The organism is Modestobacter sp. SSW1-42, assembly GCF_046635825.1.
In the GTDB taxonomy this organism is placed as follows: domain Bacteria; phylum Actinomycetota; class Actinomycetes; order Mycobacteriales; family Geodermatophilaceae; genus Modestobacter.
The window spans coordinates 281,834-305,761 of record NZ_JBISCA010000001.1 but is presented as its reverse complement, the minus strand read 5'-3'; the positions used below and the strand labels follow the sequence as shown (position 1 = coordinate 305,761).

Below are 23,928 nucleotides of genomic sequence, written 5' to 3'. Positions count from 1 at the left end.
GACCCGGAGAAGGTAGCAAGGCTCAGCACCGGCAGGGAGCCTCGCGGCCTGTCGCGCGCGCACGCCGGGGCCGGGTGCGGCGGTCAGTGCAGCAGGGGGCCGAGCAGGATCTCGGTACCGTCGGGCCGGTGGGTGCGCCATCGCCCGCCGGGATCTCGTTCGACGGTGAACCCGTGGTGGACCTTCGTGTGGTGCCGTTCGCACAGCAGCGCCGAGTTCTCGAGGCTCGTCTCGCCGCCGTGCGCCCAGTGGACCAGGTGGTGGACGTCGCACCAGTGCGTCGGGGCCTCACACCCGGCGAAGACGCAGCTCCCGTCCCGGCGTTCGACCGCCTTGCGCAGCCCGGGGGTGACCACGCGGTGGTCGCGGCCCAGGTCGAGTGGGACGCCGCCAGGCCCCATCACGATGCGGGAGATGCTGCCGTCGCAAGCGAGGTAGCGGGCCCGGGCGGCGGAGACGACCGCACCGAAGCCCAGGTCGGCGGCTCCCGGGCCGTCGGCGGGGTCGACCAGGTCGTCGAGGTCGATGGTCACCACGACGTGCGGCTTCACCGTGCGGAGCAGCGGCAGGCCGCCTGCGGCAAGTTGGTTGTCGCAGAGCTGCACGAGCGCGTCGGCGTTCTGCTGCGCACGCGTCCGCTCGTCGCCCTGGGGGCGGGCGGCCTGCACGATCGACTCGATCGCGGCCTGCACCTTCTCCCCGCCGACGGCGTCGAGGTCGAAGCGGCCGGTGACGCTGCCGTCGGCGTGCTTCGCGATCGACAGCCGGCGCCCCTCAGTGGGGTCCGGCTCCGCGCCGTCCGGGTCGAGGGCGTCCTCGAACGCCCGCACCGCCACCTTGAGCACGTCGTGCGGCGCCCCCGCCGCGATCGTCGCCCAGTCGCGGTCGAAGGCCGCCAGGTCGACGCCCTGCTCGGCGGCCCGGACCAGCTCGGTCGGGCCGACCGCGCCGACCACCAGGTCGACCTGCGCGGCGTTGACCTCGCCCTCGGCGAACCCGGCGGCGACGGCCGGGACGTGCTCCAGCCGGCGCGCCGAGCGCACGATCATCGACGCGTCCTTCGGCGCCAGCCGGGCGTGCCCGATCAGCCACGAGCGCATCGTGCGCAGCCCGTCGCGCTCGGCAGCCTGGGTCAGCTCGCCGTGCCGCACCGTGCGGGTGAGCTCGGCCGCCACCCGGTTGGCCAGCTGCACCAGCGACGCCGTCCGTTCGAGGGTCTGACCGTTCGTGAACGCATGGAGGTCCTCGGCCGCGAGCGCGTCCAGAGCCGACTGCAACTCGCTCACGACACCTCCCGACGCGTTCGAACACCTGTACGGAGGATACCGCTCGACCCCGGCCCGGACCACCTGAATTCGCAGGTCAGCGGCTTGTCCACAGATGTCGAACGGGTCTTGACATCGACGGGCCGACGACGCCACCGAGCCGGATGACCGGACGTCCACAGCACCCCGTTCCGCGTCGGCCGGCCGCCCGCAACCGGTTTCACTGCGCCACCTGACGGGCAGGCAGGCCACGCCCTGAGCAGGCGGGGCCCGCACGGCAGCAGAGGCTGGTCATGGACCGCATCGCGGACATCTGGGGCACGCGCACCCCGCACGCCATCGACACCCCTTGGCCGGTGCGGATCGACACCCACCTCGACCCCGCCGTCGGCACCGACGACGTCGACCACTGGGTGCAGGCCGGCTGCGTGCTGTGCAGCAACGGCTGCGCCGTCGACATCGCCGTCAAGGACGGCGAGATGGTCGGCGTCCGTGGCCGTGGCGTCGACCTGGTCAACCACGGCCGGCTGGGCCCCAAGGGCCTCTACGGCAGCTGGAACTGGAGCCGGTCCGGCGACCGCCTGACCCGCCCCCTCGTCCGCGAGAACGGCCAGCTGGTGGAGACCGACTGGGACACCGCGATGGGCCGCATCGTGGAGACGTCGAAACGGTTGCTGCAGGAGAAGGGGCCACTGTCGCACGGCTTCTACACGACCGGTCAGCTGTTCACCGAGGAGTACTACGCCCTCGCCGTCCTCGGGAAGGCCGGCGTCGGCACCCCGCACATGGACGGCAACACCCGGCTGTGCACCGCGACGGCCGGAGCGGCCCTGAAGGAGACCTTCGGCAGCGACGGCCAGCCCGGCAGCTACGCCGACATCGAATCCACCGAGGCCATCTTCTTGTACGGCCACAACATGGCCGAGACGCAGACGGTGCTGTGGATGCGGGTGCTCGACCGCCTGCACGGCCCGGACCGACCTGCCATCGTCTGCATGGACCCGCGGCTGACCCCGGTCGCCCGCGAGGCCGACGTCCACCTGGCCGTGCGGCCGGGCACCAACCAGGCGGCGATGAACGCGCTGGTCCGCGAGGTGATCCACCGCGGCTGGGTCGACGAGGAGTACGTCGCCGCGCACACGATCATGTTCGACGAGCTGGCGCAGATCGTGGAGCCGTACACCCCGCAGCACGCCGGCGACATCTGCGACGTCTCCCCCGCCGACCTCGAGCGCGCGGCCGAGGTGTTCGGCACCACCCACCGCGTGCTGTCGACCGTGCTGCAGGGCTTCTACCAGTCCAACCAGGCCACCGCCGCCGCCTGCCAGGTCAACAACCTGCACCTGCTGCGCGGCATGCTCGGCCGCCCGGGTGCGGGCATCCTGCAGATGAACGGCCAGCCCACCGCGCAGAACACCCGCGAGACCGGCGCGGACGGCGACATGTCGGCCTTCCGCAACTGGGGTAATCCGGCGCACATCGAACAGCTCGCGCAGCTGTGGAACGTCGAGGCCGAGACGATCCCGCACTGGGCGCCGCCGACGCACGCCTCGCAGCTGTTCCGCTACGTCGAGGAGGGCTCGATCGAGTTCTTCTGGATCTCCGGTACCAACCCCGCGGTGTCCATGCCCGACTCGGCCCGCATCCGCCGCGCGCTGGCCGGTGAGCAGACGTTCGTCGTCGTCCAGGACGTGTTCCTCACCGAGACGGCCCGGCTCGCGGACGTCGTCCTGCCGGCGGCCGGGTGGGGTGAGAAGACCGGCACGATGACCAACGTCAACCGCACGGTGCACATCTGCGACAAGGCGGTCGAGCCGCCGGGCGAGGCCAAGCCTGACTTCGACATCTTCCTCGACTACGCGCGCCGGATGGGCTTCACGAACCGGGACGGCGGCCCGCTGCTCACCTGGACGCACCCGGAGGAGGCGTTCGAGGCCTGGAAGGAGTGCACCCGCGGCCGGCCGTGCGACTACACCGGGCTCAGCTACGACCGGCTGCGCGGCGGCAGCGGCATCCCGTGGCCGGTGAACGACGAGCACCCCGACGGCACGCAGCGGCTGTACGAGGACGGCGTCTTCCCGACCGAGACCGACTACGCCGAGACGTACGGGCAGGACCTCCTCACCGGTGCCTCGGTGAGCGAGCAGGAGCACCGGGCGATGAACCCGGCCGGCCGGGCGATGCTCAAGGGGGCGCCGTACGTTCCGGCGCACGAGGAGCCGGACGACGAGTACCCGCTGCGGCTGACCACCGGCCGCACGGTCTACCACTTCCACACCCGCACGAAGACCGCCCGGGCTGAGCAGCTGCGCAAGGCGGCGCCGGAGGCGTGGGTGGAGCTGTCGGTGGCCGACGCCGGCGACCTGGGCATCGCCGAGGGCGACCTGGTGCGGGTGGAGTCCCGGCGCGGCGCGATCGAGGTGCCCGCCCGGATCGGGCAGGGCCGCACCGGCGTCGTCTTCGTGCCCTTCCACTTCGGCTACTGGGACTCCGACCGCTCCGGACCCGACGGCCGGGCGCGAGCGGCGAACGAGCTGACGCTCACCTCCTGGGACCCGGTGTCCCGGCAACCGCAGGTGAAGAACGCCTCGGTGCGGGTGACCCGGGTGTCCGCGGGCACCGGCCCCTCCCCCGCCCCGACGACGACGGCGTCCGCCCCGGCCGCCGGCATCGAGGTGCCGGCGACGGTGGGCGGCCCCGAGGCCGGCGTCGACGAGCAGGTCGACGCCCACGTGCCGCCGACGCTGGGTGGGGAGTGACCGTGCAGATCGCCACCTACCTCGGCCTGCTGTCGCGCAGCGAGGAGACCCTGGGCGCCGCGTTCGACACCGTCGGCCAGGGCCACTCGCGGGATGCCGGCATCTACTTCATCTGCCGGCTGCTCAGCGGCCAGTGCGCCGAGCACGTCGCCGACCTGGCGCCGGCGTGCGACCGGTACGGCCCCGGCGGCGACGTGGAGCGGCTCGACGTCCCCGGCGTCCCGCACGTGCGGGAGGGCGAGCTCGGGCTGCTGCGCGACCTGCAGGACCTCTACACGCTGGCGTCCTTCGTCGACTCGACGTGGCTGGTGGTCAGCCAGACGGCGCAGGGCCTCCGGGACGCCGACCTGCTCGCCCTCGCGCAGCGCTGCAAGGCGCAGACCACCGGGCAGACAAAGTGGGTGCAGAGCCAGCTGAAGAGCATCGCGCCGCAGGCGCTGATCATCGGGTCCGCGCCGCAGGCCATCGGGTGACCCGGCCGGGAGGCTCGCGGACGGCGGCGCTACACGCGTTCGCCGGCTGCGCGCTGGCGATGGTGGCTGCCGGGGCGGTCGCGCTGCTGACCGGGCAGGCGTGGCTGTTCCCGAGCCTCGGGCCCACCGCGGTGCTGCAGACCGAGCAGCCGACGGCGCCGTCCTCGAGCCCGCGCAACACCGTGATCGGGCACGCGGTGGCGCTGGCCGCGGGCTACCTGTCGCTGGTCGCCTTCCGACTCACCGGCGCGGGGACGGTGCTGGCCGAGGGCGCCACCTGGCCGCGCATCGGCGCCGCGGCGCTGTCTCTCGCGCTGACCGCGGGCGTGCTGGTGCTCATCGACCGGCCGCACCCACCCGCCGGCGCGACGACCCTGATCGTCAGCCTCGGCCTGCTGACGGCGCCGTCGGCGCTCGTGGTGGCGCTGGCGTCGGTGTGCGTGGTGACCGCGGTGGTGTGGGCCTACAACCGGGCCACCGGCGCCCGGATGCCGGTGTGGTCGTCGGCCCCCCGGCCGGACGGCGCCTGACGGGACCGTCCGGGTCGGGGGCGCGGAGGCCGCTACGGGCAGGTCTCCTCGAGCTTCACGACGCCGAAGTCGATGGCTCCCTCGACGTCTCCGGTGACCCGCTGACCGGCGGGGACGTTCTGGTCGCAGACCTGCCAGTTGCCGTCCATGACCTGGTTGCGCGTGCCCAGGAGATCGTGGGAGACGGAGTAGAAGACGTTGTTCGTCTGCATCGTGTTCTGGGCGACCTGCAGGTTGGTGCCGACCATGTCCGGCATGGCGAAGTCGACGACGACCGCCGCCGAGCTGGGTGCCGCGCTGGTCACCTCGACAGCGACGGGCGCCGGCGAGGGCTGGGCCGCAGACGTCGCCGGAGCCGGAACGGCCACCGTCTGGGTCACCGTCGCCGGAGCGGCGGTGGTGTCGTCGCCGGAGCCGGAGCAGGCAGTGGTGAGCGCGGCGGTCGCCGCGATGGTCATGACGAGGGTCTTGCGCATGACGGGACCATCGGCAGCCGCCGACCACAGCGAGACCGTTCCGGCCGGAACGGCGCGCACTGCCCGGGGAGATCAGCGCAACAGCGGGCCGAGGAGGATCTCGGTGCCGTCGGGCCGGTAGGTGCGCCATCGCCCGTCCGGTGGTCTCTCGACTCGGAACCCGTGGTGCACCTTCGTGTGGTGCCGCTCGCACAGCAGCGCGGAGTTGCCGAGGTTCGTCTCGCCGCCGTGCACCCAGTGGACCAGGTGGTGGACGTCGCACCAGTGGCTCGGCGCCTCGCAACCGGCGAAGACGCAGCTCCGGTCCCGCCGCTCGACCGCCTTCCGCAGGCCAGGGGTGACCACCCGGTGGTCGCGGCCCAGGTCGAGCGGCACGCCGTCGGGGCCCATCACCATCCGGGAGATGCTGCCGTCGCAGGCCAGGTAGCGGGCCCGGGCGGCGGAGATGGTGGCCCCGAAGCCCATGTCGGCGGCGCCCGCGCCGGTGGCGGGGTCGACCAGGTCGTCGAGGTCGATGGTCACGACGACGTGCGGCTTGACCGTGCGCAGCGTCGGGAGGCCGCCTGCGGCGAGCTGGTTGTCGCACAGCTGCACGAGGGCATCGGCGTTCTGCTCGGCGCGGGTGCGCTCGTCGCCCTTCGGCCGGTCGGCCTGCACGATCGACTCGATCGCCGCCTGCACCTTCTCCCCGGCGACCGCATCGAGGTCGAAGCGGCCGGTGACGGTGCCGTCGGCGTGCTTGGCCATGGTCAGCCGCCGCCCCTCGGTGGGGTCGGGCTCAGGACCGTCCGGGTCGAGCGCGACCTCGAACAACTCGACCGCGGCCTTGAGCACGTCGTGCGAGGCGGCGGCCGCGATGGTGGCCCAGTCGCGGTCGAAGGCCCCGACGTCGACGCCCTGCTCCTCGGCCCGGGCGACGTCGGCCGGCGCGACCTTCGTGGCGACGACGTCCACCTGCGCAGCGGTCACCTCGCCGTCCGCGAACCCGGCTGCCAGTGCCGGGAAGTGCTCCAGTGCCCGACCGGCTCGCACGATCGTGGATGCGTCCCGGGGCGCCAGCCGCGCGTGCCCGATCAGCCACGACCGCATGGTGCGCATGCCGTCGTGCTCAGCAGCCTGGGTCAGCTCCCCGTGCCGCACCGTGCGCGTCAGCTCGGCCGCCACCCGGTTGGCCATCTGCACCAGCGACGCCGTCCGCTCCAGCGTCTGCGCGTTCGTGAGCGCGTGCAGGTCCTCGGCCGCGAGCGCGTCGAGAGCCGACCGGATCTCGCTCACGGACACCTCCCGACGCATTCGAACTGGTGTACGAATGCTATCGACGGCGAGACGTCCAGGCAAGGCGAAAGCCCAGCTCAGACGCCTGTCCACAGATCCTTTGGGCCCTTGACAGGAGCTCACGCGTCGGCCTCAGCGGGCCGACTGCTGACCCTCGGCCAGGAGCCGCGCCAGCCGTCCGTCGGCGTCCAGTCCGGCCAACCAGGCCACTGCGCCGGCGTGGTCGGCGAACTCGCCGTCGTCCTGGGCCGCGATGGCCGCGCGCATGACCGGGCCGAACTGGCGTCCCGGCGCGATGCCGCGGGCGATCAGGTCGCTCCCGCGCAGCAGGGGGCGCCCCGGACGCTGGTGCACCTCCGCGGACGCGGCCACCTCCAGCCAGGACGTCGTCGGGTTGGGGCCGGAACCCACGCCGCGACCGGCGTGGTCGGCGCCGCAGACGAGCGACCACTCGCTGATCGAGGCGGGCTCCAGGCGGCGGGCGAGCCGGTGGACGGCGGCGGCGCTGGGCCGGCCGCCCGTGGTGATCGCCGTCATGTGCTCGCGCACGATCGGCGTGATCCGGGCGATCAGCGCGGCCGGCGCCCCGATCGAGGTCAGCAGCTCCTCGACCGGCGCCACCCCGCCCTCGGCGTGGCCGTGCGAGGTGATCCGCCCGTCGGCCCGGTGCTGCGTGTAGCGGGCCTTGCCCAGGTCGTGCAGCAGCGCCCCGAGGACGACGACGCTGCGGTCGTCGCCGGTCAGCCCCGCGTCGTCCGCCAGCGCTGCCGCGGCGTCGCCCGCCAGGCCCGAGTGCGTCAGGACGTCGCCCTCGGGGTGCCAGCGCGGGTCCTGCGGCAGCCCGGACAGCCGGGCCAGCTGCGGCACGGTGGCCAGCCACCCCGACTCGGTCAGCACCGCCAGCGCCGCGGTGAGGTGGCGCCCCTTCTCCGCGATCTTGCGCCACTCACCCCACACGCGCTCGCGGGGCAGTCCGTCGTAGGCGGGCAGCAGGTCGCGGCACAGCTCCGCCGTCTCCGGCGCCAGCCGGAACCCGAAGCGCGCGGCGAACTGGGCGCCGCGCAGCACCCGCAGCGGGTCCTCGGCGAAGGCCGGGCTGGTGTGCCGCAGGACGCCGTCCCGCAGGTCTGACAGGCCGCCGACGACGTCGACGACCTCCTCGGTCGCCGGGTCGTACATCAGCGCGTTGACGGTGAAGTCGCGGCGGTGCGCCGCCTCGGACAGCGACGCCCCCGGATCGGCGACCGGCGCCCTCCCGGACGAGGGGACGACCCGCGGCACGGAGACGTCGAGGTCCTCGCCGTCCCGGCGCACCTTGAGGACGGCGAACGCGCGACCGACCTCGTCGACCCGCCCGACCCGGGCCAGGGCCGCGGCCACCTGGTCGAGGTCGAGCCCGAACACCTCGACGTCGACGTCCGCGGGACGGCGTCCCGGTGTCAGCAGCGCGTCCCGCACGCACCCGCCGACGAGGAACGGCCGGCCACCCGCCGACCGGATCGCGTCGAGGACGGCGGTGACGGCGCTGCCGAGCTGCGCCAGCCCGGGTGCTGCCTGCCGCGCGTCCTCGTCACTCACGGCACGAGTATCTGCTGGCGGTGGCCGGTGTCGTGCTGACAACCTGGCGCCATGACGGCCGAGGCAGTGCGCAGCCAGGTGCCGGTCGTGCGCGGCGACACCAGCCTGCCTGCCGGCTACCCGCACCCGCACGCCTCCGAGGAGGCGCGGCGGATCGCCGAGCAGGGCACGATCCTGCGGGTCCAGGTCGGCTCCGGGGTGCACGGGACGTCGGTCACCGGCCAGGACGACCGCGACGAGATGGGCATCTGCCTCGAGCCGCCGGAGTTCGTCACCGGCGTCGCCCGGGTGCCGGCCGGGACGGGCGCGGACTCGGCGATGGTCGAGTTCGAGCAGTACCAGCGGCACACCGCGTGGGACCGCCCCGGCGGCCTGGCGAACCGGTCGGGCGCCGGCGACCTGGACGTCGTCATCTACTCGGCGCGCAAGTGGGCGCGGCTGGCGCTGGCCGGCAACCCGACCGTCCTGCTGCCGCTGTTCGTCCCCGACGGCGAGGTGGTGCACCGCGACGAGGCCGGCGTGGAGCTGGTCGAGAACGCCCACCGCTTTGTCTCGCAGAAGGCCGCCGACCGGTTCCTCGGCTACCTCTCCTCCCAGCGCGCCGCGATGACCGGCGAGGTCGGGGCGCACACCAACCGGCCCGAGCTGGTGGACGTGCACGGCTACGACACCAAGTACGCCATGCACGCGCTACGGCTGGGGCTGCAGGGCGTCGAGCTGCTGACGACGGGGCGGATCACGCTGCCGGTGCCCGAGCCCGACCGCACCTACCTACGCGCCGTCCGCCGCGGCGATGTGCCGCTGGTCGAGGTGGTCGCAGCGGTCGACGACGCCGAGCAGCGGCTCACCGCCCTGCGCGGCAGCGCGTCGATCCCCGCCGCACCGGACCACGGATGGGTCGACGGCTGGCTCCACCGCTCCTACGTGCGGCAGTGGGCGCAGCTGACGACTTAGAACGAACATGAGTTGCGGTCCCGGATGCACCTATTGCCTCGTCAGCCCCAGTTACATCGCCGACTCGGCTCCAGAGCGACGAACCTACGGTGGACGTCGTCATTGGCCTTATGAGTGCGCCGCTGCATATGCATCAGCGGCGCACTGGTGACGTCGACCTAGGTGTTAGCGCGGGTGCGCTTGGGATTGGAAGCGCTGGCCTCTGGTGTCAGCAAGACTCAGCCGCAGCCACTCGAGGGCGCCTCGGCCTTGGCTAGGCAAGGATTACGGCGACTCTGCGCAGGTCCTGCAGGGCTCGCCGACGCACTTGACATGTTCGACCGCCTCCTCAACAGATCGCTCAGCTTCCTCTAACCTCTATAGGCAATGACACAAGATGCCGCAAACTGGTTCGATAAGACCGCACGCCTGTCAACTGTCAGACAAGACCCAACAGCCCCAAGCCCACTGCGTCGAGCCCAGCTGGGGGCAGCGTGGGCAATAGCAGCTGCCTTCACATCCGGACGCCCCGAGGCCGCGCTGGCGGTGCTGCCGACTGGGACTGGTAAGAGTGCAGTGCTGACGCTCATTCCTCTACTGCATCCCCCCAGGCAGAAACTGCTCGTCGCGACCCCAAACCGAATCATCCGCGATCAGCTCGCCGACGAGTTTCGGTTGATGAGGCAACTTAAGGACGCGAACGTCCTTGATGCATCGACGACAGGCCCAGCAGTAAGGACCATCGACCACCGCCCGGGGTCGGTGGACGACTGGCTGACGATGACCCAAGGAGCCGACGTCATCGTCGGGACTATGGGTGTCCTGTCACCAGCACATCGAGATGTAGTAGCAGCGCCGCGCGGGCTGTTCGACTTGATCTTGGTTGACGAGGCGCACCACGTTCCAGCACCGACCTGGACGGCCCTCATGGAGTCCCTTCCGTCGGCGGCTAAGGGGCTACTCACTGCCACTCCCGTCCGACTGGACCAAGTGGAAATACCAGCAGAGCTGGTGTTCAGCTATCGACTCGCTGATGCACTCAGGGACGGCATCATTAGTCCAATCTCCTTCATTCCAGTTGAACAACAGCCCGACCAGGATCGCGACTCGTGTCTGGCTGCAGCGGCGGTCGAGCGACTGAACAGCCCGGAACATCTCGCCGGCGACAGTCGGCTGATCGTGCGCGCAGGCGGTCGACAGGAGGCAGACGACTTAGTGGCGCTCTATTCATCCCTCGGCGCGAGCCTCGACGTAGTGACCGCCGATACAACACCACGAGCCATGCGGGAAGTTCTACGGAGGCTTGATGTACGTGAGACAGTCGGCCTAGTCAGTATCGGCGTCCTCGGAGAAGGCTTCAACGAGCCTAGGGTCAAGATTGCCGTCTATCACCGAAAGCACAAGTCGCTACCCGCGACCCTTCAGTTCGTTGGCCGCATCAGTCGAACCAACAGTAATCTTGCCAGCGCCGAGTTCTTAGCTATCCGCGACGAAGACCTAACGGAGCAGACGCGCGAGCTATACGAGGTGGATGCGGACTGGTCAAAACTTCTACCGCGGGTCGCTGACGCAGCTCTTGAAGACGAAAGGGCCCGTCGACGCTTCATGCAGGACTTGCGAGACCTGACCGGTCTCCCCGATGCCTTGTCGGCCGCGGCCATTAGAGTGCCGCGCGACGTTTTGGCCTTCCGAGTCGATCCTTCGCTGGCCTCACATCGCTTGAACGATGCATTGCCCCGAGTGGGGGGCAAGGACGTCGTATTTGATCGTGTGAATGCTACCGGTCGACTTAGGGCGGTTGTAACTTACGAACGAACGAGGCCAGACTGGCTGGCGAGTGACGCCCTCGATTCAGAGGAACACCACCTGGCCGTCGCGGTTCTAGACGAGGTCAGTCCGATATTGTATGTGCACGCCAGAAGCGACGGCGCCGCACGGTCACTGGCTGAGGCCTTGGGATTCGCTGATCCTCAGCCAGCACGCGTTACTTGGCTCACTGCCGTGCTCGCCGGTATGGACGTCGACTCCTACTTCTCTGTCGGCATGCGGTCAGCTCGGCAGCCAGGCGGACTACTAGCCACTTACCGCATGATGGCGGGGACGTCAATCGGTGGGGCCATCACGCCAGCCGAGTCGCTCTCTTACGCGGCTGGCCATCTGATACTGCGTGCCAAGAACCCGTTTGGAGACCGCTCTGTTTCCATTTCTGTCGGATTCAGCATGCGCCGAGCGAAAGTGTGGTCACCTGGGCGACTCGATCTACTGGGTTTCTACGGCTGGTGCCAACGTCTGGGTAAGCTGTCTCGTTCACCTGCGACCGTCTCCCCGACTGGCAAGCCCTTAGCCCTGCGTCTTCCGCAAGAGCTCAAACAGTTTCCGGATATTCCTATCGCCGCCATGCCTGATCCTAGAATCTTGGCAGCCGACTGGAACGTGCACGTCGGCAAGGAGACGGTTCCTATAACGGCTATCGACTTTCGATGTTTCCGTACGTCACCCACCAACATTGAATGCATCGGCGAAGCGCGCGGCCTGGTGGCGCTGCATGCTTCTATCGGAACAGATGGACGCTTGACACCTGGCTCCAGTCACGATGCGACGACTTACTCGGTTCAAGGGTCATCCCACCGAAGCGATCTTCTTGACGGATTGAACGGTTCGCCGTTCATGTTATTTTTCAGTGATGGTTCGAGCAGCACGGGGGGCGTTCTCACTCCACCCTCACCAGCACCAATGTCTTTCCCCGAGGATAGCCTCAAGGTAATTAGCTGGGCCGGCGTTGACGTTAGGTGCGAAAGCAAGACACCTAAGCCCGGGTTGATCAACGTCAACACGCATGTCGCCAACCACTTCGCCAGCCAAGTGCGGGCGGGTTACAGCACCGCGGTCATCAACGACGACGGTGCGGGCGAGATCGCTGATCTCATAGTCCTACAAGTGCCAAATAAGCCCGCGCTGCCGATTTACGTGTCTCTGGTGCACTGCAAATTTGCTGGCTCTGACTCGCCTCGCCGCGACCTTCAGGACATCGAACAGGTGATCGGGCAAGCGACACGGAGCGCCCGCTGGGTGACCAACATGGCGCACTTCTGGCGAGAGCTGGACGCGCATCTGCAAAGACGCGCCAAAGTGCTATCGGATGGAACGGGCAGCATCAAGCAGAGGGTCAGTAGTTGGGCCTCCACACCGCCGGAGACACACGTGTCGGTGGCAATCGCGCAGCCTGGACTCAGCTGCGCGAGGGTGGCTGGCTGGCAAGCAGGAGAGGCCTTGCTGACCTACTGCCTTCTCGACCTCAGCACAGTCGACGCCGCCTTCGAGGTCATTGGTGCCGCATGACGGCGTGGGCTTTGGCGAATTCACGTCCTGGCGGCCAAGGGATGACACCCACCATCCAAACAAAGAGGGCCACTCCGGTGCGGAGTGGCCCTCTTTGCAAAAGTGGAGCTGAGGGGACTCGAACCCCTGACCCCCACACTGCCAGTGTGGTGCGCTACCAGCTGCGCCACAGCCCCTTGCCGACCCGGTCTGGTGTGTCCGAGCCGTGGAGAACACTACATCAGGGTGAACGGCGCCCAGCGAGGGGGTCCCCCACTGGGCGCCGTGTCGTCAGCCCGCGGTGCCGTACCGCTCGTCGAGCGCCAGGTTGAGCTCCAACACGTTGACGTACGGCGCACCGATGAAGCCCAGGTCACGGCCGTGCGTGGCGCCGTCCACCAGCGCCGTCACGTCGCTCGGCGACGCCCCGCGGGCCTCGGCCACGCGGGCCACCTGGAGCTCCGCGTAGGCCGGCGAGATGCCCGGGTCGAGCCCGGACGCCGACGCCGTCACCGCGTCCGCGGGCACCTGGTCAGGCGTGACGTCGTTGAACGCCGCCACCTGCTCCCGCCGCTCGGTGATCGCGCCCACCAGGTCGCTCGAGTTCGGCCCCAGGTTCGACCCACCCGACGCGGCGCCGTCGTAGTCCGACGCCGACGGCCGCGACTGGAAGTACTGCGGCAGCGCGTCACCAGCTTCCGACGTGAAGGCCTGGCCGACCAATGACGACCCGACGGTTGAACCGTCCCGGGTCACCAGCGAGCCGTCGGCACGAGAGGGCGCGATGAGCTGGGCGAGGCCCACCATCACCAGCGGGTAGACCAGCCCCAGCACGACAGTGGCCAGGAGGACGGCACGGACGGCGGCCACCAGCTGGCGGCCTGAACGCAGAGTGGGCATCACGCGATCCCGGGGATGAGGGAGACGAGCAGGTCGATGAGCTTGATCCCGACGAAGGGCAGCACCACGCCACCGACGCCGTAGACCAGCAGGTTGCGGCGCAACATCGCCGACGCCGACGAGGGCCGGTACTTCACGCCGCGCAGGGCCAGCGGCACCAGCGCCACGATGATCAGCGCGTTGAAGATGACGGCCGAGAGGATCGCCGACTCCGGAGAGGCCAGCCGCATCACGTTGAGCGTGTCCAGCCCCGGGAAGACCCCGGCGAACATGGCCGGCAGGATCGCGAAGTACTTCGCCAGGTCGTTGGCGATGGAGAACGTGGTCAGCGACCCGCGGGTGATGAGCAGCTGCTTGCCGATCTCCACGATCTCGATCAGCTTCGTCGGGTCGGAGTCGAGGTCGACCATGTTGCCGGCCTCCTTCGCCGCCGACGTCCCGGTGTTCATCGCCACCCCGACGTCGGCCTGCGCGAGCGCGGGCGCGTCGTTGGTGCCGTCCCCCGTCATCGCGACCAGCCGGCCACCCTCCTGCTCCCGGGTGATCAGCGCCAGCTTGTCCTCCGGCGTCGCCTCGGCCAGGACGTCGTCGATGCCGGCCTCGGCCGCGATCGCCCGCGCCGTCCGCTCGTTGTCGCCGGTGATCATCACCGTGCGGATCCCCATGCGGCGCAGCTCCTCGAACCGCTCCCGCATGCCGGGCTTCACGACGTCCTTGAGGTGGATGACGCCGAGGACCCGGGCCCGCTCCTCCACCGACTCGGCCAGCAGCAGCGGCGTCCCGCCGGAGGCGGAGATGCCGTCGACGGCGTCGGCGACGTCCGGGGGCACCGGACCGTCCAGCGAGCGCACCCACGCCTGCACCGCACCCGCCGCGCCCTTGCGCAGCTGCCGGCCGTCGGGCAGGTCGACGCCGCTCATCCGGGTCTGCGCGGTGAACGGCACGAACACCGCGTCCACGAGGGAACGCTCCCGCAGCCCGTACCGCTCCTTGGCCAGGACGACGATGCTGCGCCCCTCCGGCGTCTCGTCGGCCAGCGACGCGAGCTGCGCGGCGTCGGCCACCTCGGCCTCGGTCGCCCCGCCGACGGCGAGGAACTCCGCCGCCTGCCGGTTCCCCAAGGTGATGGTGCCGGTCTTGTCCAGCAGCAGGGTGTTCACGTCGCCGGCGGCCTCGACCGCGCGGCCGCTCATCGCCAGCACGTTGCGCTGCACCAGCCGGTCCATGCCGGCGATGCCGATGGCCGACAGCAGCGCCCCGATCGTGGTCGGGATCAGGCAGACGATCAGCGCGATCAACACCGTCACCGACTGCTCGGCGCCGGACCAGCTCGCCAGCGGCTGCAGCGTCACCACCGCGAGCAGGAACACGATCGTGAGCGAGCTGAGCAGGATGTTCAGCGCGATCTCGTTCGGCGTCCGCTGCCGGGCGGCGCCCTCGACCAGGGCGATCATCCGGTCGACGAAGGTCTCGCCGGGCTTGCTGGTGATCTGGACGACGATCCGGTCGCTGAGCACCGTCGTCCCGCCGGTGACCGCGGACCGGTCGCCGCCGGACTCACGGATCACCGGCGCGGACTCACCGGTGATCGCCGACTCGTCGACGCTGGCGATGCCCTCGACGACGTCGCCGTCACCGGGGATCACCTGGCCGGCCATGACGACGACCCGGTCGCCGGGGCGCAGGTCGGCGGCGGCCTTCTCCGAGCCGTCGAGCATGTGCGCGACGGTGGTCTGCCGCGCCTTGCGCAGCGTGTCGGCCTGCGCCTTGCCGCGGCCCTCGGCGACGGCCTCGGCGACGTTGGCGAACAGCACGGTCAACCACAGCCAGGCCGCGATCAGCCAGCTGAACACCGACGGGTCGGTGACCGCCAGCACGGTGGAGAACACCGAGCCGACCCACACCACGAAGACGACAGGCTGGCGCACCAGGCCGCGCGGGTCGAGCTTGCGCACCGCCCCGACCAGGGCCGGGCCCCACTCGATGCCGGCACGCTGCTGCGGGCGCGACTCGACGGGGGGACGTTCCAGGGTCGCGGTCATGACAGTCCTTCTTCTGCGGGACGGACGGCGGGCCGAAGTCGCGACTTCGGCCCTGAGAGGGGGCGGGCGGTGGTCATGAGAGGGCCTCCGCCAGGGGGCCGAGGGAGAGGACCGGGAAGTAGGTGAGGCCGACGACGACCAGGACGACGGCGGACAGCAGCCCGACGAACAGCACCTGTTGGGTGGGCAGGGTCCCGGCGGTGGCCGGGGTCTTCCCCTGCTGGGCCAGCCGGCCGGCCAGGGCGAGAACCAGCACGATCGGGACGAACCGGCCGAAGGCCATCGCCAGCCCGAGGGCGGTGTTGTAGAACGGCGTGTTCGCGCTCAGCCCGGCGAACGCCGAGCCGTTGTTGTTGCCGGCCGAGGTGAACGCGTAGAGCACCTCGCTCAGGCCGTGCGGGCCGTCGTTGAGCATCGAGCCGCGGCCGGCGTCGGTGGCCATCGCGACCGCCGTGCCGATCAGCACGGTCGCCGGGGTGGTGAGCACGTACAGCGAGGCCAGGGTCATCTCGCGGCGGCCGAGCTTCTTGCCCAGGTACTCAGGCGTCCGCCCGACCATGAGGCCGGCGACGAAGACGGCGATGACGGCGAGCACGAGCATCCCGTAGAGGCCCGAGCCGACACCGCCGGGCGCGACCTCGCCCAGCATCATGTTGGCCAACGTCAGCAGCCCGCCGGTGGGCGTGAAGCTGTCGTGCATCGCGTTGACCGCGCCGGTGGAGGTGAGCGTGGTCGCCGTCCCGAACAGGGCCGACAGCGGCCCGCCGAAACGCACCTCCTGGCCCTCGGTCGCCGCCCCGGCCAGCTGCAGCGCAGCACCACCGGCGCGGGCCTGCGCCCAGTTGCTCAGCGCCAGCGACGCGGCGAACAGCGCGCCCATGACGCCGACGATCGCCAGGCCCTGCCGCTCGTCGCCGACCATCCGGCCGAACGTGCGGGGCAGCGAGAACGGGATGACCAGCATCAGGAAGACCTCGAACAGCGAGATCCAGGCGCTGGGGCCCTCGAAGGGGTGCGCGGAGTTGGCGTTGTAGAAGCCACCGCCGTTGGTGCCCAGCTGCTTGATGACCTCCTGCGAGGCCACCGGCCCACCGGGGAGGAACTGCGTCGCGCCCGACAGCGTCGTGGCGTCGGTGCCCGCGGACAGGTTCTGCACCACGCCGCCGAGCACCAGCACGATCGCGCCCAGCACCGACAGCGGCAGCAGCAGGCGGGTGAGCGCGCGGGTCAGGTCGACCCAGAAGTTGCCCAGCCGGTCGGTGCGGGTGCGGGCGAAGCCGCGCACCAGCGCGACCGCCACCGCCAGGCCCACCGCGGCCGAGACGAAGTTCTGCACCGCGAGGCCGGCCATCTGGACCAGGTGGCCCATCGTCGACTCACCGGCGTAGCCCTGCCAGTTCGTGTTGGTCACGAAGCTGACCGCGGTGTTCCAGGCGGAGCCGCCCTCGACTCCCGCCATGTCGTTGCTCCACGGCAGCACCGCCTGCACCCGCTGGAGCAGGTACAGGAAGAGCACCGACACCAGCGAGAACGCCAGCACGCTGCGCAGGTAGGTGGGCCAGCGCTGCTCGGTGTCGGCGTCCACGCCGACCGCCCGGTAGACGACCTTCTCCACCCGCCAGTGGGGCGACTGGGGCCGGGGACGCGACTTCGGCCGCCCCGAGCCGAGGGGCCGAAGTCGCGACTTCGGCCCCTCGGGGGCCGGGGACGCGTCGGTGGTGAAGACGCGGGCCATCCAGTCGCCCAGCGGCTGGTGGACGGCGACCAGCGCCACCACCAGCAGGCCCGCCTGCAGCCAGCCGGCTGCGGTGGCGCTCATCAGAACCGCTCCGGGAACAGCAGGCTCGCCAGCAGGTAGAGCACCAGGGCCGCGGCCACGGCCAGTCCGACCCAGGTCACAGCTCCTCCACCCCGCGCACAGCCAGCGCCAGCAACCCGAAGACCGCCAGCGTGAGGAGCACGTAGACCACGTCGGTCACCTCGTGAGCACCTTCATCCGTCTCTCGCGGACGACCCGTCGTCGTCCACCTCGCGAGCGGCGACGCTAGGAGTGCTCCGGCGTCCTGCACCGGGTCTTGACGGTTCCCTGACGCGGGCGGACGGCGACCTTGACGCCGTCCTGACGCCGCGGACGAGCGGTGTTCTCCGGCTCACCGGGACGCCGGACGCTGGTCCACCCCCCGCGAGCAGGGACACTGCGGTGCATGGTGAGGGCGCTGCTGGACCAGGTGGGCGACTGGCCCGCCCTGGTCGTGCTGGCGGTCGCGGCGCTCGTGCTGGCCGTGGAGAGCAGCGTGCTGATCGGGCTGCTGATGCCCGGCACCACGACGCTGGTGGTGCTCGGCCTCTGGTCCGCGAGCTCCGCATGGCACCCGGCGCTGCCGATCGCGGTGGCCGCCACGGCCAGCGTCGGCGGCGCGCTGACCGGCTGGCGCCGCGGCCACGGGCGGCGGGCACTCGACCCCGGCTCGCACCGCCGGCTGCGTGCCCGGGTCGAGCCCGTGGTGCGCACCGCCCGCAGCTGGCTGACCCGGCTGGGCCCCGTGGGCACGGTCGCCGTCCTGGCCGGGTCGCACTGGATCGCCGGCACCCGCACCCTGACGCCCCGGGTCGCCGGTGGGGCCGGGGTGCCGCTGCGGCTGGCCGGTCCGGTGCTCGTGGTCAGCGGCACGGCCTGGGCCACCACCGTGATCCTGCTGTCCCGGGCTCTCGGGGAGCGGGTGGCGACCGGGGCGGGCTGGGTGGCCGCCGTCGTCCTCGGCGTCCTGGTCGTCGCGCTCGTCGTGCGCTCCGCGCGGGCGCACCACCGGCGCTCGGCGGCCACCGGCCCCTGACGCTGCCCGGACCCCGTGCGGCCGGGCAGCGTCCCCGCGTCGTCAGGCCGACGGCGGCGGGGTCATCTGGGCGACCCGGACGGAGTTGCCGAACGGGTCGCGGAAGCCGAAGTCGATGCCGTAGGGCTGCACGACCGGCTCCTCGGGCACGTCGACGCCGCGCTCCCGCAGCTCGGCGTGCGTCGTGTGCGCGTCGTCGGTGGTGAAGAACAGGTGCCCGCCGCCGGCGCCCTTGGTGACGGAGTCGCGCACCTGCTCGGCGACCTCCGGGCTCACCGACGGCGGCGCGGGCAGCTCCAGCAGGACGGCGTGCCCGGGGTCGGTGGGCAGCGCCACGGTCAGGAAGCGCATCGGCCCGAACTGCTGGTCGGTCTGGACCTCGAAGCCGAGCTTGCCGACGTAGAAGTCGAGGGCCTCGTCCTGGTCGAGCACGTACAGAGAGGTGATCGAGATGGTGTTCAGCATGCCGACGACGCTAGGGCCGCGCGGGCGCCGCGGGCTTCTCCGGAACTGCGGTCTCCGCCGGCCGCAGCCAGCGCATCCCGAAGCAGCTGGGCACCGGCGCGAGCGGCCCGCGCCGGCGGTGCACGCTCGGTGGCTCCCCGACGATCGCGCTGAACACCCGGCTGAAGGTGCCCAGGCTGGAGAACCCGACGGTCATGCAGACGTCGGTGACGCTGGCGTCGGTGCAGCGCAGCAGCCACATCGCCCGCTCCACCCGGCGGCGCTGCAGGTAGCGGTGCGGCGTCTCGCCGAAGGTCGCCTTGAACGTGCGGATGAAGTGCGCTTCGGAGACGCAGGCGATGGCGGCCAGCGCGGGGACGTCGAGGGGCTCGGCGTAGCTGCGGTCCATGGCGTCGCGGGCCCGCAGCATCCGCCGGTTGGAGTCCTCGCTCGCCCGGCTCACGCCCGGATCCTGGCAGCCCCGCCGGCGGTCGTGCCCTGCCGCCGTCCTGGCAGCAGAGCACGAGCTCCCGCCGACGACCGCGTGGCCGCGGCGTCAAGGACGGCGGCGGGGGCGTCAGGGCGGCGTCAAGGCGGTGGACCCGCCCCGCCGGCAGCCCGAGGCTGGGCCGGTGACCACGACCGTCCCGCTCCGCGTCCTCCCGCCCGCCGCCGCCCGCCCGAGCGCGCCGCCGTGCCCGATCGTGGTCGGCGTCTGCCGCGCCACCTGGCCGGCCCGCTGGCGGCGGGACCAGCCGCACCCGCTGCGGCACGCGGTCGAGGCGCACCGCTGCACGGAGGAGCTGGAGGGCGAGCCGGAGCTGGCACTGTGCGGCGCCTTCGTCGCCGTCACCGGGCTGACCTGGACGACGAACGACCCCGACCGCTGCCCGGAGTGCGACCAGCTGGTCCGCGCGGTGCCGGGTTGCTGACCCGCCCGTCCGGGTGGTCTTGACGCGTTCCTGACGCCCGGCGGCACCTCCCCCGCCGCGGGCGGGACGATCATGGGGCCATGGCCCGCGGCACGTTGCGCATCTACCTGGGCGCCGCTCCCGGCGTGGGGAAGACCTTCGCCGTCCTGGGTGAGGCGCACCGCCGCGCCGACCGCGGCGCCGACGTCGTCGTCGGGCTGGTCGAGACCCACGGCCGGCCGCGGACGCTGGAGCAGCTGCAGGGCCTGGAGGTGCTCCCCCGCGCCCAGGTCACCCACCGCGGGGTGACGCTGACCGAGCTGGACGTCGACGGCGTGCGCGCCCGCCGCCCCGACCTGGTGGTCGTCGACGAGCTGGCGCACAGCAACGCCCCCGGCTCCCGCAACGCCAAGCGCTGGCAGGACGTCGAGGAGCTGCTGGCCGCCGGGATCAGCGTGCTGACCACGGTCAACGTGCAGCACCTGGAGAGCCTGACCGACGTCGTCGCCCAGATCACCGGCGTCGTCCAGCAGGAGACGGTGCCCGACGAGGTGGTGCGCCGCGCCGACCAGGTCGAGCTGGTGGACATGTCGCCGGAGTCGCTGCGCCGGCGGATGGCGCACGGCAACGTCTACCCGGCCGAGCGGGTGGACGCCGCGATGGGCAACTACTTCCGGGTCGGCAACCTCACCGCGCTGCGCGAGCTGGCCCTGCTGTGGCTGGCCGACCGGGTCGACGAGGGGCTGCGGCGCTACCGCACCGAGCACGACATCGACCACGTCTGGGAGGCCCGCGAGCGGGTCGTCGTCGCGCTGACCGGCGGCCCGGAGGGCGAGACGCTCATCCGCCGCGCCGCCCGGGTCGCCCGCCGCTCGGGCACCGGCGCGCTGTTCGCCGTCCACGTGCTCAGCTCCGACGGCCTGGCCGGCGCCTCCCCGGAGGCGCTGCACACCCAGCGCGCGCTGGTCGAGAGCCTCGGCGGCACCTACCACCAGGTCGTCGGCGACCAGGTGGCGGCGACGCTGCTGGAGTTCGCCCGCGGCGTCGACGCCACCCAGCTGGTGGTGGGCACCAGCCGGCGGTCCCGCTGGGCGCGGGCGCTGCGCGGCGGCATCGGCGGGGAGGTGATCGCCGCCTCCGGCGAGATCGACGTGCACATCGTCACCCACTCCGCCGCCGGCTCCCCCGGCCTGCGGCTGCCCCCGCTGACCGGCGCGCTGACGGCCCGCCGCCGGTGGTTCGGCGTCGCGCTGGCGCTGCTCGGCGTCCCGCTGGTCACCCTGGCCTGCCTGGCCGCCGACGCCGCGCTGTCGCTGGCCAGCGTGCTGCTGGTCTTCCTGCTGCTGGTCGTCGCCGTCGCCCTGGTCGGCGGGCTGCTGCCGGCCGTGCTGGCCGCGGTCACCAGCGGCCTGGCCGAGAACTGGTTCTTCACCCAGCCCACCGGCCGGCTCACCGTCGGCCGGGTCGACGACGTCGTGGCCCTGGCCGGCTACCTCGTGGTCGCCGTCGCCGTGGCCACCGTCGTCGACCGCTCGGCGCGGCGGGCGACCGCCGCGGCCCGGGCCGGCGCGGAGACGGCGATGCTCGCCTCGCTGTCCCGCTCGGTGCTGGCCGGTGACCGGGCGCTGCCGGCGCTGCTGGAGCAGGTGCGCGAGGCGTTCGGGCTGCGGTCGGTGACCATGGTCGAGCAGACCGCCGACGGCGACCGCACCGTGGGCACCTGCGGCGCCCCCGACGGCGAGCAGCCGGAGGAGATCGAGGTGACCGACTCGCTGACCCTGCAGCTGTGCGGGCGCACCCTGCCGGCCAGCGAGCGGCGGGTGCTGGTCGCCTTCGCCGAGCAGGCCGCGGTCGCGCTGCAGCAGGGCCGGCTCGCCGCGCAGGCCGCCGAGGTCGACCGACTGGCGGCCGGCAACAGCATGCGCACCGCGCTGCTCGCCGCGGTCAGCCACGACCTGCGCACCCCGCTGGCCGGCATCAAGGCCGCCTCCTCCGCGCTGCGCTCGACCGACCTGGCGCTCACCGACGACGACCGCACCGAGCTGATCGCCACCGTCGACGAGTCCGCCGACCGGCTCACCGGCCTGGTCGACAACCTGCTGGACATGAGCCGGCTGCAGTCCGGCGCCCTCACCCCGGTGAGCGCGCCGGCCGACCTCACCTCGGTGGTGCACGCCGCGCTGTCCTGGCTGGACGAGGAGCAGCGCTCCCGCGTGCGGTTCACCTCCCCCGACGACCTGCCCCCCGCGCTGGCCGACCCCGGGCTGCTGGAGCGGGTGGTCGCCAACCTCGCCGACAACGCCACCCGGCACGCGGCCACCGGCCCGGTCGACGTGCGCGCCGGTGCCGCCGCGGGCCGGGTCGAGCTGCGCGTCGTCGACCGCGGACCCGGGGTGCGCCCGGCCGACCGCGAGCGGGTGTTCGCCCCCTTCCAGCGGCTCGGCGACGCCCCGGCCGGCCAGGGCGTGGGCCTCGGGCTGGCCGTCGCCCGCGGGCTCACCGAGGCGATGGGCGGCACCCTGACCGCCGAGGACACCCCGGGCGGCGGGCTCACCATGGTGGTCTCGCTGGCGCCGGCCGACGTCCCGGTGGCGGTGGCCTCGTGAGCCGGGTGCTCGTCGTCGACGACGACGTCCAGCTGCTGCGGGCGCTGCGGATCAGCCTGCGGGCGGCCGGGCACGAGGTGGTCACCGCCCCCGACGGCACGACCGCGCTGCGGGAGGCCGCCGCGGCCCACCCCGACGTGGTCGTGCTGGACCTCGGGCTGCCCGACCTCGACGGCACCGAGGTGCTCGCCGGGCTGCGGCCGTGGTTCACCGGGCCGGTGCTGGTGCTGTCGGCCCGCGCCGACAGCCAGGACAAGGTGTCCGCCCTCGACGCCGGCGCCGACGACTACGTGACCAAGCCCTTCGACATGGCCGAGCTGCTGGCCCGGCTGCGGGCCGCCGTGCGGCGCGGCACCGCCGAGCCCGGGCAGGCCGTGGTGGTCACCGACCACTTCACCGTCGACCTCGCCGCCAAGCAGGTGCTCATGGACGGCGTCCAGGTGCGGCTGACGCCGACGGAGTGGGCGCTGCTGTCGGAGCTGGTCCGCTCACCGGGCCGGCTGGTCGGGCAGAAGCAGCTGCTGCAGTCGGTCTGGGGCCCGGCCTACGAGCGGGAGACCAACTATCTGCGCGTCTACCTGGCCCAGCTGCGCCGCAAGCTCGAACCCGACCCCGGGCACCCGCGCTACCTGCACACCGAACCCGGCATGGGCTACCGCTTCACGCCCTGAGGGCCATGTTCGCGAACATGGCCCTTAGAGGGTCCCGGCTACAGCTCGACGCCGCGGGCGGCGAGCCACTGGACGGGGTCGACGCGCTTGCCGTCCATGCCGCCGCGGTGCACCTCGAAGTGCAGGTGCGGGCCGGTCGACTGGCCACGGCTGCCCAGCAGCGCGATCTTGTCGCCGGCCTCGACCACGTCACCGGCCTTGACCAGGAGCTTCTCCATGTGGCCGTAGACGGTCACGTCGCCGCTGACGCCCAGGATGTACACCGCCTGGCCGTAGCCGCTGGCCGCGCCGGCGCGCAGCACGACGCCGTCCTCGGCCGAGTACTCCGGGGTCATCATCGGGGCGGCCAGGTCGATGCCCCAGTGCATGGTGCCCCAGCGCTGGCAGAAGCAGCTGGTGAGCCGGGCGTTCGCCACCGGGGAGACGGCCTTGGGCCGGGCCGCCTCCGCCTCGGCCTCGGCGCGCGCCTCGGCGGCGGCCTGCTCCTCCTGGGCCCGCTTGGCGCGCTCGGCCCGGTTGGCGGCCACCTCGTCGAGGCGGGCGCGGGCCTCGACCTCGGTGATGGCGTCGTGCGGGTTCATCTCGACCTCGAACATGCCCTCGGCGTCCGAGCCCAGCAGCATCGCCACCGGGATCGTCTCCTCGGCGACGGCGCTGGAGGGCGCCTGCGCGCCGATCAGTGCGGCGGCCAGGCCACCGACGACCAGCGCGGCCAGCAGGGCGGCCGGACGGCGACGGGCGACCGCGGCGTGGGCGTTCCGGCCGGGGCGGGAGGTGGTGCCGGTGGTCGGGGGCTCGACCTCGCTGCTGCGGATGGTCGTGCCGGCGATCATCGAGCCCACGCGCCTGCCCCTCGGTATGTCCGGTGGCCCCCGCTGGCACCGGCTCGGTTCGGCAGTCATCGAAACATCGA

At 72.0% G+C, this 23,928-nt stretch carries 20 protein-coding genes and 1 tRNA gene; 9 read left to right on the top strand and 12 right to left on the bottom strand.

The window, feature by feature from the left end; genetic code table 11:
* Positions 1–83: 83 nt before the first annotated feature.
* Positions 84–1,286, bottom strand: coding sequence for a DUF222 domain-containing protein (locus ACGBYP_RS01540; RefSeq protein ID WP_411581504.1), 1,203 nt, complete (start codon positions 1,284–1,286; stop codon positions 84–86).
* Positions 1,287–1,558: 272 nt separating this feature from the next.
* On the opposite strand from ACGBYP_RS01540, the gene ACGBYP_RS01535 reads away from it, so the two are divergent.
* From ACGBYP_RS01535 to ACGBYP_RS01525, 3 genes are read left to right on the top strand one after another with little or no spacing between them, the layout of a single operon-like run.
* Positions 1,559–4,024, top strand: a complete 2,466-nt coding sequence (locus tag ACGBYP_RS01535) for a molybdopterin oxidoreductase family protein (RefSeq protein WP_411581503.1) — start codon at positions 1,559–1,561, stop codon at positions 4,022–4,024.
* A gap of 2 nt (positions 4,025–4,026) precedes the next feature.
* A complete protein-coding gene (locus tag ACGBYP_RS01530) occupies positions 4,027–4,497 on the top strand; it encodes a hypothetical protein (RefSeq protein WP_411581502.1) in 471 nt (156 codons plus the stop codon).
* Positions 4,494–5,027 (top strand): HPP family protein, encoded by a 534-nt coding sequence (locus ACGBYP_RS01525; protein ID WP_411581501.1) that lies wholly within the window; start codon positions 4,494–4,496, stop codon positions 5,025–5,027. Before ACGBYP_RS01530 ends, ACGBYP_RS01525 begins: the two co-directional genes overlap by 4 nt.
* Before the next feature lie 32 nt (positions 5,028–5,059).
* Here ACGBYP_RS01525 and ACGBYP_RS01520 read toward each other — a convergent pair whose 3' ends face one another.
* The 3 genes from ACGBYP_RS01520 to ACGBYP_RS01510 all read right to left on the bottom strand — a co-directional run bounded on the left by ACGBYP_RS01520 (position 5,060) and on the right by ACGBYP_RS01510 (position 8,356).
* Positions 5,060–5,503 (bottom strand): hypothetical protein, encoded by a 444-nt coding sequence (locus tag ACGBYP_RS01520; protein WP_411581500.1) that lies wholly within the window; start codon positions 5,501–5,503, stop codon positions 5,060–5,062.
* Positions 5,504–5,575: 72 nt separating this feature from the next.
* Complete coding sequence (locus ACGBYP_RS01515) at positions 5,576–6,778, bottom strand: DUF222 domain-containing protein (RefSeq protein ID WP_411581499.1); 1,203 nt, start codon at positions 6,776–6,778, stop codon at positions 5,576–5,578.
* Positions 6,779–6,910: 132 nt separating this feature from the next.
* Positions 6,911–8,356, bottom strand: coding sequence for a CCA tRNA nucleotidyltransferase (locus ACGBYP_RS01510; RefSeq protein WP_411581498.1), 1,446 nt, complete (start codon positions 8,354–8,356; stop codon positions 6,911–6,913).
* A gap of 51 nt (positions 8,357–8,407) precedes the next feature.
* Between ACGBYP_RS01510 and ACGBYP_RS01505 the strand changes: the two genes are divergently transcribed.
* Entirely contained in the window at positions 8,408–9,310 is a 903-nt protein-coding gene (locus ACGBYP_RS01505; RefSeq protein ID WP_411581497.1) for a DNA polymerase beta superfamily protein, read from the top strand.
* A gap of 366 nt (positions 9,311–9,676) precedes the next feature.
* Positions 9,677–12,628 carry a DEAD/DEAH box helicase gene (locus ACGBYP_RS01500; RefSeq protein WP_411581496.1) on the top strand — a complete coding sequence of 984 codons (2,952 nt, stop codon included), beginning with the start codon at positions 9,677–9,679 and terminating at the stop codon, positions 12,626–12,628.
* Positions 12,629–12,731: 103 nt separating this feature from the next.
* Here ACGBYP_RS01500 and ACGBYP_RS01495 read toward each other — a convergent pair.
* From ACGBYP_RS01495 to kdpF, 5 genes are all read right to left on the bottom strand, one after another.
* Positions 12,732–12,804 (bottom strand) — tRNA-Ala (locus tag ACGBYP_RS01495).
* Between the two features lie 94 nt (positions 12,805–12,898).
* The gene (kdpC, locus tag ACGBYP_RS01490; protein ID WP_411581495.1) at positions 12,899–13,507 is read right to left on the bottom strand and encodes a potassium-transporting ATPase subunit KdpC; all 609 of its coding nucleotides are present in this window, start codon (positions 13,505–13,507) and stop codon (positions 12,899–12,901) included.
* Positions 13,507–15,549, bottom strand: a complete 2,043-nt coding sequence (gene kdpB / locus ACGBYP_RS01485; RefSeq protein WP_411581494.1) for a potassium-transporting ATPase subunit KdpB — start codon at positions 15,547–15,549, stop codon at positions 13,507–13,509. Before kdpB ends, kdpC begins: the two co-directional genes overlap by 1 nt.
* 73 nt (positions 15,550–15,622) lie before the next feature.
* Positions 15,623–17,368, bottom strand: coding sequence for a potassium-transporting ATPase subunit KdpA (gene kdpA / locus ACGBYP_RS01480; RefSeq protein ID WP_411581493.1), 1,746 nt, complete (start codon positions 17,366–17,368; stop codon positions 15,623–15,625).
* Positions 17,368–17,448 (bottom strand): K(+)-transporting ATPase subunit F, encoded by an 81-nt coding sequence (kdpF, locus tag ACGBYP_RS01475; protein ID WP_370629363.1) that lies wholly within the window; start codon positions 17,446–17,448, stop codon positions 17,368–17,370. The genes kdpA and kdpF overlap by 1 nt, the downstream gene beginning before the upstream one ends.
* Positions 17,449–17,753: 305 nt before the next feature.
* Here kdpF and ACGBYP_RS01470 point away from each other — a divergent pair, with 305 nt between their 5' ends.
* Positions 17,754–18,383, top strand: coding sequence for a DedA family protein (locus tag ACGBYP_RS01470; RefSeq protein WP_411581492.1), 630 nt, complete (start codon positions 17,754–17,756; stop codon positions 18,381–18,383).
* A gap of 42 nt (positions 18,384–18,425) precedes the next feature.
* Here the strand turns inward: ACGBYP_RS01470 and ACGBYP_RS01465 are convergent, their stop codons facing one another.
* Both ACGBYP_RS01465 and ACGBYP_RS01460 read right to left on the bottom strand, forming a co-directional pair.
* Positions 18,426–18,848 (bottom strand): VOC family protein, encoded by a 423-nt coding sequence (locus ACGBYP_RS01465; RefSeq protein ID WP_411581491.1) that lies wholly within the window; start codon positions 18,846–18,848, stop codon positions 18,426–18,428.
* Positions 18,849–18,858: 10 nt separating this feature from the next.
* Complete coding sequence (locus ACGBYP_RS01460; RefSeq protein ID WP_411581490.1) at positions 18,859–19,290, bottom strand: helix-turn-helix domain-containing protein; 432 nt, start codon at positions 19,288–19,290, stop codon at positions 18,859–18,861.
* Positions 19,291–19,459: 169 nt separating this feature from the next.
* Between ACGBYP_RS01460 and ACGBYP_RS01455 the strand changes: the two genes are divergently transcribed.
* The 3 genes from ACGBYP_RS01455 to ACGBYP_RS01445 all read left to right on the top strand — a co-directional run bounded on the left by ACGBYP_RS01455 (position 19,460) and on the right by ACGBYP_RS01445 (position 23,015).
* Entirely contained in the window at positions 19,460–19,759 is a 300-nt protein-coding gene (locus ACGBYP_RS01455) for a hypothetical protein (RefSeq protein ID WP_411581489.1), read from the top strand.
* A gap of 80 nt (positions 19,760–19,839) precedes the next feature.
* Positions 19,840–22,344, top strand: a complete 2,505-nt coding sequence (locus ACGBYP_RS01450; RefSeq protein WP_411581488.1) for an ATP-binding protein — start codon at positions 19,840–19,842, stop codon at positions 22,342–22,344.
* The gene (locus tag ACGBYP_RS01445) at positions 22,341–23,015 is read left to right on the top strand and encodes a response regulator (RefSeq protein ID WP_411581487.1); all 675 of its coding nucleotides are present in this window, start codon (positions 22,341–22,343) and stop codon (positions 23,013–23,015) included. Before ACGBYP_RS01450 ends, ACGBYP_RS01445 begins: the two co-directional genes overlap by 4 nt.
* Before the next feature lie 38 nt (positions 23,016–23,053).
* On the opposite strand, the gene ACGBYP_RS01440 is transcribed toward ACGBYP_RS01445, so the two are convergent.
* Positions 23,054–23,848 (bottom strand): M23 family metallopeptidase, encoded by a 795-nt coding sequence (locus ACGBYP_RS01440; protein ID WP_411582217.1) that lies wholly within the window; start codon positions 23,846–23,848, stop codon positions 23,054–23,056.
* Between the last annotated feature and the right edge of the window lie 80 nt (positions 23,849–23,928).

Bases quoted from the DNA above. Each gene is read 5' to 3' on its own strand.
- ACGBYP_RS01470 (WP_411581492.1), top strand. From the start codon at position 17,754: ATGGTGAGGGCGCTGCTGGACCAGGTGGGCGACTGGCCCGCCCTGGTC.
- ACGBYP_RS01440 (WP_411582217.1), bottom strand. From the start codon at position 23,848: ATGATCGCCGGCACGACCATCCGCAGCAGCGAGGTCGAGCCCCCGACC.
- ACGBYP_RS01500 (WP_411581496.1), top strand. From the start codon at position 9,677: ATGACACAAGATGCCGCAAACTGGTTCGATAAGACCGCACGCCTGTCA.
- kdpA (WP_411581493.1), bottom strand. From the start codon at position 17,368: ATGAGCGCCACCGCAGCCGGCTGGCTGCAGGCGGGCCTGCTGGTGGTG.
- ACGBYP_RS01465 (WP_411581491.1), bottom strand. From the start codon at position 18,848: ATGCTGAACACCATCTCGATCACCTCTCTGTACGTGCTCGACCAGGAC.
- ACGBYP_RS01520 (WP_411581500.1), bottom strand. From the start codon at position 5,503: ATGCGCAAGACCCTCGTCATGACCATCGCGGCGACCGCCGCGCTCACC.
- ACGBYP_RS01535 (WP_411581503.1), top strand. From the start codon at position 1,559: ATGGACCGCATCGCGGACATCTGGGGCACGCGCACCCCGCACGCCATC.
- kdpB (WP_411581494.1), bottom strand. From the start codon at position 15,549: ATGACCGCGACCCTGGAACGTCCCCCCGTCGAGTCGCGCCCGCAGCAG.
- ACGBYP_RS01450 (WP_411581488.1), top strand. From the start codon at position 19,840: ATGGCCCGCGGCACGTTGCGCATCTACCTGGGCGCCGCTCCCGGCGTG.
- kdpC (WP_411581495.1), bottom strand. From the start codon at position 13,507: ATGCCCACTCTGCGTTCAGGCCGCCAGCTGGTGGCCGCCGTCCGTGCC.
- ACGBYP_RS01505 (WP_411581497.1), top strand. From the start codon at position 8,408: ATGACGGCCGAGGCAGTGCGCAGCCAGGTGCCGGTCGTGCGCGGCGAC.